This is a genomic window from Arthrobacter sp. Y3223164 (assembly GCF_059091005.1).
Window position 1 is genome coordinate 1 of sequence record NZ_JBNHGF010000078.1, and the last position, 9832, is coordinate 9832.

Sequence of the window (9832 nt, forward strand, 5' to 3'; positions counted from 1 at the left end):
ACACACCACAGGGGCGGCACGCCACGGCACTTTCAACCAATAAATAATTGGTATCAACAAACTTGGCACACTATTGAGTTCTCAAACAACAGGAGCAAACGAATACTTCCCAAAACAATTTCTTCCGAAATTCGCTTTGCTTTTCTTCGCTGCGATGTTTCTACTTTATTTCATTCCTTTTCTTTCTGTCAAATCCGCGTTTCCGCTTCATTTACCTCGAGAAAAGGAACCCATCACAAAAACCCAGCTAATTTGCCTGCGCACCCGGGCGCATGACAGTCGCTGTCTTTTTATCGAAGGGGCTTGTCGCGTTCCGGCCGGCTGTTTCACAACCAGCGGCGGCGACTCAGAAAACATTACACGGCACCGGACGGGCCCGCAAATCGCCGGCGGGTGATGCCCGCCACTGATGCCGAAGGGCCCGCGGCCTCCCCTGACCAGGGGGACTGCGGGCCCTTCGACGTGGCCGGCTGACGTGCGAACGCCCGTGGATTCAGGCAGACACTTCGACCATGGCGAGCGTGCGCTTGCCGCGGCGCATCAACAGGTATTTGCCATGCAGCAACTGCTCGCTCCCGACTGCGGCGTCCGGATCGGTAATCTTCTGGTTGTTAACGTAGGCACCGCCCTCGGCTACGGTCCGTCGTGCCGCGGAATTGCTGGCGGCCAGGCCGGACTGGACCAACAGGTCGATGATGCCGGTGGTAGCTGCACCGGTCACAGCGCTGGGCAGCTCGGCAGTGGCGGCGACAAGAGTCGCCTCGTCCAACTCGGCCAGGTCGCCCTGCCCGAACAGTGCCGAGGACGCGGCGATCACCTTCTCGGTGGCTGCGGGGCCGTGCACAATCGACGTCACGTCGTAGGCCAACGCACGCTGTGCCTCACGGGCATGCGGCCGTTCGGCTACTGCGCGCTCAAGCGCTTCGATCTCCTCGCGGGAACGGAAGGTAAAGACCTTGAGCCGCTGCACCACGTCCGCGTCGGCAGTGTTGAGCCAGAACTGGTACATGGCGTAGGGGCTGCACATGTCCGCATCCAGCCAGATGGCATTGCCCTCGCTCTTGCCGAACTTGGTTCCGTCGGAGTTAGTGATCAGCGGCGTGCCGACGGCGTGGACAGACTGGCCCTCCACCTTGCGGATCAACTCGATGCCGCTGGTGAGGTTGCCCCACTGGTCGGATCCGCCGGTCTGCAAGATGCAGCCGTACTGCCGGTACAGCTCCAGGTAATCCATGCCCTGCAGGATCTGGTAGCTGAATTCGGCGTAGCTGATCCCCTCGTCCGAGTTCAGCCGGGACGCGACGATGTCCTTCTTGACCATCGTCCCCACGCGGAAGTGCTTGCCGATGTCGCGCAGGAAGTCCAAGACACTCAGTGGCGCCGTCCAGTCCAGATTGTTGACCATCCGCGCGGCGTTCGTACCGTCGAAGTCCAGGAAGCGCTGCACCTGTCCCTGCAGGCGGTCCACCCATTCGGCGACGGTTTCCTTGGTGTTCATGGTGCGCTCGGCGGTAGGTCGGGGATCGCCGACCAGCCCGGTGGAGCCACCTACAAGGCCCAGCGGCTTGTGCCCCGCCAGCTGAAGCCGGCGCATGGTCAGCAGCTGGACCAGGTTGCCCAGGTGAAGGCTGGGTGCGGTGGGGTCGAAGCCGCAGTAATACGTGATCGGGTCCCCCGCCAGCAGCTTCTCCAGTTCGGCTTCATCGGTCGAAACATGGACAAGGCCGCGCCACTTCAGTTCCTGCCACACATTGGCAAAACCAGGGTCGTTGCGTTGGGAAGCCAGAAACGTATTATTCACGGATACCAAATTATCAGCCTTCGATGCCCTCGGGGACGTCGCCTTCGGCCAGCAGCCGGAGCCGCTGGGTCGGACGGGTCATGGCAACATAAAGATCCCCGACGCGGCCGCCGACCCGGTGCAGCAGCTCACCCGGCTCAAGCACGACGACGGCATCGAACTCCAGGCCCTTGGCCTCCTGCGGACCCAGCACGCTGATGTCCTGTTCCATCCCGCCGGCACCGCCGCCCACGCGTGCCCCGTAGGCCGCGGCCAGCGCACTCCGGACGTCCGGCAGGCGGTGGTCGGAGGCAATAACAGCCAACAGACCGCCGTCGGCGGCGGCAAGCTCCTCGGGCATGACCTCCAAAAGCCGTTCGACCATGCGACCCTCCGGCACCCGGTCCACGACCGGCGACCAGCGGCCGTCGCGCACCGCCTTCGGAGCCGTCACGACCAGGCCCGCTGCGTTGGCCATCCGGACGGCGGCCTGCGCAATCTGGGAGGGCGTGCGGTAATTCACGGTTAGTTCTTCAAGCTGCCAGCGGTCGCCGGCGAACGGCTCGAGCGCCTGCTGCCACGATTCCGCGCCGGCGGGCGAACTCGTCTGGGCGATATCGCCGACGACGGTGAACGACTTTAGCGGGCAGCGGCGCATCAGCAGCCGCCACTGCATGGCCGACAACTCCTGCGCCTCGTCAACCACAATGTGGCCAAAGGCCCAGGTGCGGTCGACGGCGGCCCGTTCGGCAGCGGTGAAGCGGGTCTGCTGCGCCTGGTTGTAACCGGCCAGATCCTCGGCGCTGACGACGCCGTCGATCCCGATGTCGCGCAGCATCTGGTCGACGTTCCGCAGCGATTGTTCCGCATTGGCGACGTCGCGGGCGCGGTCTGCATCCCGCTGGGCCTTGTCACGCCCGGCCGAGGCATCCATGTCCCCGAGCAGCTCCGCGGCCTCATCCAGCAACGGCACATCGGCTTCCGTCCACGGCGCATCCGCGGGGCGCAGCAGCAGCTTGCGCTCGGCCTCCGTCAGATCGGGAGCGGCCGCCTCGAGATGGGCCGGCTTGCTGAGCAGTTCCCTGACCAACTGCTCCGGGGTCAGCGGCATCCAGCACAGGTTAAGCGCCACCCTGACATCGCGGGAGGTGCGCACGTCTTCGATCAGATAGGCACGGTCCGCGTTGTTTCCCGGTCCGGACGATTTCTCCAGCGCCTCCCCCAGCTGGTCCGCCAGTTCGCGCAGCAGGATCTTCACGAACGTTACCCGGGCCGCGTTGTGTGGTTTGCCGGTCGCCCGTGCCCGGTCGCGGGCCCGTGCCACTTGGCGCGGTGTCAGCGTCAGCATGGTGCCTTCGACGTTGAGCCTGCGCGGTTCCGCCGGAAGCCTCTGCCGGTTGGCCACTGCGTTGGCCACGACGCCGGCCATGGCCAGGCGGCCTTTGATCTCGGCCACGGCCGGGTTGCTCTCGGACACGGCCCGTACGCCGGGCATCAGCCCGCCCAGGGTGGACATCACCACTCCGGTCTCGCCCAGCGAGGGAAGCACCCGCTCGATGTACTTCATGAAAGAGTTCGACGGCCCCACCAGCAGCACGCCGGCGGACTTCAGCCGTTCGCGGTGCGAATACAACAGATAGGCCGCCCGGTGCAGGGCGACGGCGGTCTTGCCCGTACCGGGACCGCCCTGCACCACGAGGATCCCCGGCATCGGGGCCCTGATGATGCGGTCCTGTTCGGCCTGGATGGTGCCGACAATGTCGGACATGGCTCCGGTCCGCTTCGAATTCAGCGCCGCCAACAGGGCCCCTTCGCCCTGCAGGACCCCGTCCTCGGAGAGCATCGTCGGATCCAGCACATCGTCTTCGATGCCCTTGACCTGGTGCCCCTGCAAAATCAGGTGCCGGCGCCGCCGAACTCCCAGCCGTTCGAAAGCCGTGGCCTGGTAGAACGCCCCGGCTTCGGGAGCCCGCCAGTCCACCATCAACTGCTGCAGGTCTGCCGTGCTGAGTCCGATGCGCCCAATGTAGCGGCGGTCGCCGTCGTCCAGATCGAGTCTGCCGAACACCAACCGGTCGTCCACGGCGTTCAGTTGAGCCAGCCGGTCTTCGTACATGGTGGCAAAAGCGTCGCGCTCGGAAATGTTCTGCATGCTTCCCACGGCGCCGCTGCTGCGGACGCGGGCCAACTGTTCCTGTTTCTCGGCGCGCAGTTCTTCCAGCCGGCGGTACAGCCCCGCCACATAGGCGCGCTCAAGTTCTAGCTCGGCATGGGCCGAAGGCGATTCAGGCATACGTGTTCCCTCCCCAAAAGGCAGACCGTCCATTCTACTACCGGCGCGCCAAATTTTCTCCCGCAGGAAGGACCGCGGTCGGGCGGGCACGCGCCCTTTCGCCAGGGACGCAATGGCCGGGGTTATTCACGCACCAGCGAGCGGATGCGGTGTCCGGTCAGGGCAGACCTGCCCCGCAGGGCCGAGAGCTCGAGGACCACGCCGAATCCGGCAACCTGCACCCCTGCCCGTTCGAAGAGGCGGCACGCCGCGCCGAGGGTCCCGCCGGTGGCCAGCACATCGTCCAGGATCAGGACGCGCGAACCCGGCACCAGTTCATCGGCATGGATCTCCAACGTCGCCGTGCCGTACTCCAACGAGTAATCTTCGGAAATCGTCCTGCGCGGCAGTTTGCCTTTCTTGCGCACGGTGATGACGCCGGTGCCCGAGGCATACGCGGCCGCGGCCGACAGCAGGAAGCCGCGGGCCTCGACACCGGCGACGGCGTCGAATTGGCCCTCGAACGGGTCGATTAGGGCATGCACCAAGGCGTGCAGCGCCTCGCCGTCGGCAAATACGGGAGTAAGGTCCCGGAAGATGATCCCTGGCTTCGGATAGTCCCGAACCGTTTCAGAAAGACGGTTGACCATGGCTTCAACTGATTCGCGGGGACGTTCATTCACCCGTCTACCCTACCCGCTGCCGGCGCGTCGGCGCGGCTTCGCGGCCCGGTACTGCGAGACCGTCGGGTCCCCTTCAAGCCAGAAACGCCATGGGTAGGCCGCGGTGCCGCCCTCGCCGCTCACGCCCACCCGCGGCCCGGTCCGCACATGCTGATGGGAGGCCCGGACTGCCGGCCGTGCGAGTTCCAGTTCCCCCTGGGCGAAGGCCCTGCCGTTGTCGGCAAGCGTCAGCCCCAGGGCAGTGGCCAGCCGGGCCGGCCCCCGTGCCAGTTCCGCATCGTTTTTGGCCGAAGCACGCCGGCTTCGGGCAAGGTCAAGGCCTTGGGTGATTTCACCGGCGCGGAGCAGGGCCCCGGTGGCCTGGCCGTCATGGCCGCACACGATATTCACGCAATGGTGCATGCCATAGGTGAAGTAGACATAGATGTGGCCCGGCGGGCCGAACATCGCCTTGTTGCGGTTTGTCGGGCCGCGGAAGCCATGCGATCCCGGGTCGTGCTCGCCCATGTAGGCCTCTACCTCGGTGAGCCGTACGGCTACTGTTCCCTCGGGCGTGGTGTGTGTCAGGCGGGCGCCGAGCAGCCCCGGAGCAACGTCCACGGCGGGCCGGGCAAGCCAGTGAAGTAACGCTGCGTCCACTAGGCCGGCTGCACCCGCTGGTAGAAGCGCGTCAGGGCTTCGAGCCGGTGGGCCGAATCATGCACATGGCCGCCGCCCAGCACCGTGGCGAGGGCATCCAGCCGCGCGTGCCAGCGGGCCATTAGGGCTTCGGGCGATATCTCTCGCCCGATGTTGTGCACCAGCAGCAGGCGGGTCTTGCCGTCGGCCGGTTCCAGCATCCAGTGCACGGTTCCGCTGCCCTCCGGAGCGGTCCAGGTGTAGTCGAGACGGCTGCCGGCGAGCACATACTCAACGTCCCCCTCAACCGTCCGTTCCGGCAGGGTGAATTCGACGGCGCCGCCGGTCTGCAGCTCCACGCGGCCGGGGCCCAGCCACTTGCCGAACAGATCCGGCTCGGTCAGGGCCGCCCAGACCTCCGTTGCGGCGGCGTCGAGCAACCGTTCGAAACGCAGGCTTGTGCGGCCCGAATCCTTTTGGGCGGTGCCCATCGAGTGCGAGAGCCGGAAGTGGCGGGCATAGGCCTCGCGCAGCCGTGCCCATCGACCGGGCTCCGGGTTTGACGGCCGCCCGCCAGCGACGGCGGCGAGTGCGTCCAGGATTGTTTGCCAGCCCGCGCTGCCTTCGGTCAGGAAGTCCGGCCCCTCGGCGCGCGAGCGGAACTGCAGCAAGGTACCGCCGTCGCTCTCCAGCACCCGCCATTCGATGACCGCTTCCTGCCCCAGCTCATCCTCCCAGCTGATCTGCAGGCTGAGCGGCGGATTCAGCTGCAGGACCGTACCGCTGGTGGTGCCGCCGCCCAGATCCAGCTCATAGGTATGGCCCAGCTGCCAGTCGGCGTCCAGCGTCCCGAGCCATTTAGCGACGTTGTCCTTTTCCGCCAGAAGGCTCCAGATGTAGCTGCGCGGGTAATCGAGCTGTCGGTCGAAGGCCAGGACGTAGTCCCCGTCAACCCGCTCGATCCGACCCTCCGGCACCAGCTTTTCCTCGTCCTGGCTCAGCGTCGACATGCTCGCTCCCTCGGCTCAGTGGCTCTCGACCCGTCGCTTCACAAACTACCGCAGCACTATTTGCTACCGGCCGGTAACTTACCCGTGCCGGGGTGCGGACGGCTCAGGGGCGGCCGCCGGAGACGTAGCCGCGTGCGCCGTCCAGCGCTGCCTCAAGCGCCGCGATCTGGGCGGCCACGGCGGTCGGGGCGGTGCCGCCCTGCGAACTGCGGCTGGCCAGCGAACCTTCGACCGTGAGCACTTCACGCACCTGTGGAGTCAGCTGCGGGGAAATAGCCGCGAATTCCTCGTCCGTCAGGTCCCAGAGTTCAACTCCGCGGCTTTCGGCCTGTCTTACGGCGGCACCGGACAGCTCGTGAGCTTCCCGGAATGGAATGCCCTGACGGACCAGCCATTCGGCGATGTCGGTGGCGAGCGCGAAGCCTTGCGGGGCCAGCTCCTCCAGCCGCTCGGTATTGAAGACAAGGGTTTCGATCATGCCGGCGACGGCGGGCAGCAGCAGCTCCAGGGTGTCTGCCGCGTCAAAGACCGGTTCCTTGTCTTCCTGCAGGTCACGGTTGTAGGCCAGCGGCAGGCCCTTGAGCGTGGCCAAGAGCCCCGTCAGGTCGCCGATCAGCCGGCCGGCCTTGCCGCGGGCCAATTCCGCGACGTCCGGATTCTTCTTCTGCGGCATGATCGAGGAGCCCGTGGAATAGGCATCGTCCAGCGTCACGAAGGAAAATTCCTTGGTGGCCCACAGGATGACTTCTTCCGATATCCGGGACAGGTCCACGCCGATCATGGCCGCGACCCAGCTGAATTCGGCAAAGACGTCCCGCGCGGCAGTTCCGTCGATCGAGTTCCAGGTTGCGGAGTCAAAGCCGAGGTCCGCCGCGACGGCGTTGGGATCCAGGCCGAGCGAGGAACCGGCCAGGGCACCGGAGCCGTAGGGAGAGACGGCGGCCCGCTTGTCCCAGTCCGCCAGCCGCTGGACGTCCCGCAGCAGCGCCCAGGCGTGGGCCAGCAGGTGATGGGACAGCAGCACCGGCTGCGCGTGCTGAAGGTGGGTGCGGCCCGGCATGGCAACCTCCGGATACCGGCGGGCCTGGGTGAGCAGCGCATCGATGGTTGCCAGCACTCCCCCCGCGATGATCCGTGCGTGGTCGCGCAGGTACATCCTGCCCAAGGTGGCGATCTGGTCGTTGCGGGACCGTCCGGCCCGAAGTTTTCCGCCCAGCTGGGCGCCGGCCCGTTCGATCAGCCCGCGCTCCAGGGAACCGTGCACGTCCTCGTCCGACTCGGCCGCCACGTACGCGCCCGACCGCACGTCGTCGTCGAGCCGGTCCAGGGCGGCGAGCATGCCTTGCAGTTCGGCGTCGTCGAGCAATCCGGCCTGGTGCAGGACCTTGGCGTGGGCACGGGAACCTGCGATGTCGTACTGTGCCAGGCGCCAGTCGAAATGCGTGGACTTGCTCAGCGCGGCCAGGGCATCGGCCGGGCCGCCGGCGAAGCGGCCGCCCCAGAGGGCGCCTTCGTTGGTGTGTCCGGTGGGGCTCTTCGGTTCCTGCGTCACGTTGTGTCTTCCCTTTCCGCCAGGTTGCCCTGGTGACGGTTCCGCACCCGGCCGTGCCGGCCGGCGGAGATGGCTCGTTGTGCCGGCTTCCGCGCCGGCGTCCGCCGCTGCTGCTACTGCTGCGACTAGGTTATGGGGTTCAGGCGTTGCGCGAGGATTCGTCGGCGAACTGCAGGAACCGTGCGGCGAGCGCCGCTCCGCCGGCCGGATCCCGAGTCACCAGCAGAACGGTGTCGTCGCCCGCAATTGTGCCCAGAACCGACGGCATGACCGAGTGGTCGATGGCCAGCGCCAGGAAGTTGGCCGCCCCCGGCGGTGTCCGCAGGACCACCAGGTTTGCGGAGGCCTCGGCGGTGACCAGCAGGTCGGCACAGAGCCTGGCCAGCCGGGCGTCCAGGATCTCCTGGGTGACACCGCTCTGCGGCGTGCGTTCCCCGCCCTCGCCGGGCACCGCATAGATCAGCCCGCCGTCCTGGCCGCGCACCCGTACCGCACCCAGTTCCACCAGGTCCCGCGACAGCGTGGCCTGGGTTACCTGGACACCCTCGTCCGCCAGCCGGGCGGCCAGTTCCGCCTGCGAGCGCACCGACTCGCCGGTGAGGATCGCGGTGATCTTGGCCTGACGGGCGGTCTTGGTGGCCGGCATCGTGTTCACCGCCGTCAGCTCCCGGCCAGTGGAGCCAGCGACGACCGGTCCATCAGCCATGCCATCAGCGCCTTCTGGGCGTGCAGCCGGTTCTCCGCCTCGTCCCACACCACCGACTGGGGGCCGTCGATGACCTCGGCGGCGATCTCGTAACCGCGGTAGGCGGGCAGGCAGTGCAGCACGACGGCGTCGTCGGCTGCCAGCTTCAGGGCCGCCTGGTCCACGGCGTAGTCCTTGAACAGTTCCAGCCGCTCCGCCTTCTCCTCTTCCTGCCCCATCGAGACCCACGTGTCCGTGGCGACGACGTCGGCCTCCGCCAGCGCCTTGGCGGGATCCGTGGTGACCAGAACCGAGCCGCCGGTTTCGGCGGCGCGTGCTTCGGCTTCCGCCACGACCGAAGCCGCCGGGAGGTGCCCGGCGGGTCCGGCGATCCGCACGTGCATCCCCGCCGTCGCTCCCGCGAGCAGGTACGAGTTGGCCATGTTGTTGGCCGCATCGCCCAGATAGGTCATGGTGAGTCCGGCCAGCTTGCCTTTGTGTTCCTGCACCGTCAGCAGGTCGGCCAGCAATTGGCAGGGGTGGTAGTCGTCGGAGAGCGAGTTGATGACCGGCACACGGGACAGCGCCGCCATCTCCTCCAACCCGGCATGGGCGTAGGTCCGCCAGACGACCGTCGAGACCATCCGTTCCAACACCTTGATGGTGTCGGAGACGGACTCTTTGTGTCCCAGCTGCGATTCGCCGGGATTGATGACGAGCGGCACCCCGCCCAGGTCGGCGATCCCGGCGGCGAAGGACACCCGGGTGCGCGTGGAGGTCTTGTCAAAGATCACGGCCACGGTCTTACGTCCCGCCCCGTCGCCGGCATACGGCTGGTAGCGGTAGGGGGACCGCTTCATGTCGGCGGCCAACTGCAGCACTTCCGCCTGTTCGGCCGGGCTGAGGTCGGTGTCCTTCAGGAAGTGGCGGGTCATGATGCGTCCTTGCTGGTGGCGGCGGCCAGGGCAGCCGCGGTGGTCAGGATGTCCGGCAGCGCGGCGGTGAACCGGGCGGCCTCTTCGGCGGTCAGGATCAGCGGCGGGGCCAGCCGCAGCGTGCGCGGGCCGGGGTTGTTGATGATGAAGCCGGCTTCCAGGGCGGCGGCCACCGCGGCAGCGGCGATGTCGGCATCCAGGTCGATCCCGATCAGCAAGCCCTCGCCGCGGACCTCGGCGACGTGTTCCAGGCCGGCCAGCTCCGCGCGCAGCCGCTCCCCCAGTCCGGAGGCGTGG

General features: G+C 67.0%; 10 protein-coding genes. 1 reads left to right on the plus strand and 9 read right to left on the minus strand.

Annotation, left to right across the window (positions count from 1 at the left end; all coding sequences use genetic code 11):
- Positions 1-276: hypothetical protein (locus AC5RUJ_RS06340; protein WP_494128338.1), on the plus strand; the 276-nt coding region annotated here is incomplete at its 5' end.
- Positions 277-493: 217 nt separating this feature from the next.
- Here AC5RUJ_RS06340 and tyrS read toward each other — a convergent pair.
- The 9 genes from tyrS to AC5RUJ_RS06385 all read right to left on the minus strand — a co-directional run.
- The gene (gene tyrS, locus AC5RUJ_RS06345; RefSeq protein WP_494002362.1) at positions 494-1810 is read right to left on the minus strand and encodes a tyrosine--tRNA ligase; all 1317 of its coding nucleotides are present in this window, start codon (positions 1808-1810) and stop codon (positions 494-496) included.
- A gap of 4 nt (positions 1811-1814) precedes the next feature.
- Positions 1815-4073: a HelD family protein gene (locus AC5RUJ_RS06350; RefSeq protein WP_494128337.1), complete on the minus strand. Its 2259-nt coding sequence runs from the start codon at positions 4071-4073 to the stop codon at positions 1815-1817.
- Between the two features lie 122 nt (positions 4074-4195).
- Complete coding sequence (locus AC5RUJ_RS06355) at positions 4196-4702, minus strand: adenine phosphoribosyltransferase (protein WP_494128339.1); 507 nt, start codon at positions 4700-4702, stop codon at positions 4196-4198.
- 42 nt (positions 4703-4744) lie between these two features.
- The gene (locus AC5RUJ_RS06360; RefSeq protein ID WP_494002364.1) at positions 4745-5374 is read right to left on the minus strand and encodes a DNA-3-methyladenine glycosylase; all 630 of its coding nucleotides are present in this window, start codon (positions 5372-5374) and stop codon (positions 4745-4747) included.
- Entirely contained in the window at positions 5374-6363 is a 990-nt protein-coding gene (locus tag AC5RUJ_RS06365) for an SRPBCC domain-containing protein (protein WP_494002365.1), read from the minus strand. The genes AC5RUJ_RS06360 and AC5RUJ_RS06365 overlap by 1 nt, the downstream gene beginning before the upstream one ends.
- A gap of 103 nt (positions 6364-6466) precedes the next feature.
- The gene (argH, locus tag AC5RUJ_RS06370) at positions 6467-7915 is read right to left on the minus strand and encodes an argininosuccinate lyase (protein ID WP_494101945.1); all 1449 of its coding nucleotides are present in this window, start codon (positions 7913-7915) and stop codon (positions 6467-6469) included.
- A 139-nt stretch (positions 7916-8054) separates the two neighbouring features.
- Positions 8055-8621, minus strand: a complete 567-nt coding sequence (locus AC5RUJ_RS06375) for an arginine repressor (protein ID WP_494002367.1) — start codon at positions 8619-8621, stop codon at positions 8055-8057.
- Positions 8576-9535, minus strand: coding sequence for an ornithine carbamoyltransferase (argF, locus tag AC5RUJ_RS06380; RefSeq protein WP_494002368.1), 960 nt, complete (start codon positions 9533-9535; stop codon positions 8576-8578). The genes AC5RUJ_RS06375 and argF overlap by 46 nt, the downstream gene beginning before the upstream one ends.
- A partial coding sequence (locus tag AC5RUJ_RS06385) for an aminotransferase class III-fold pyridoxal phosphate-dependent enzyme (RefSeq protein WP_494155683.1) occupies positions 9532-9832 on the minus strand: 301 nt, incomplete at its 5' end. The genes argF and AC5RUJ_RS06385, both read right to left, overlap by 4 nt.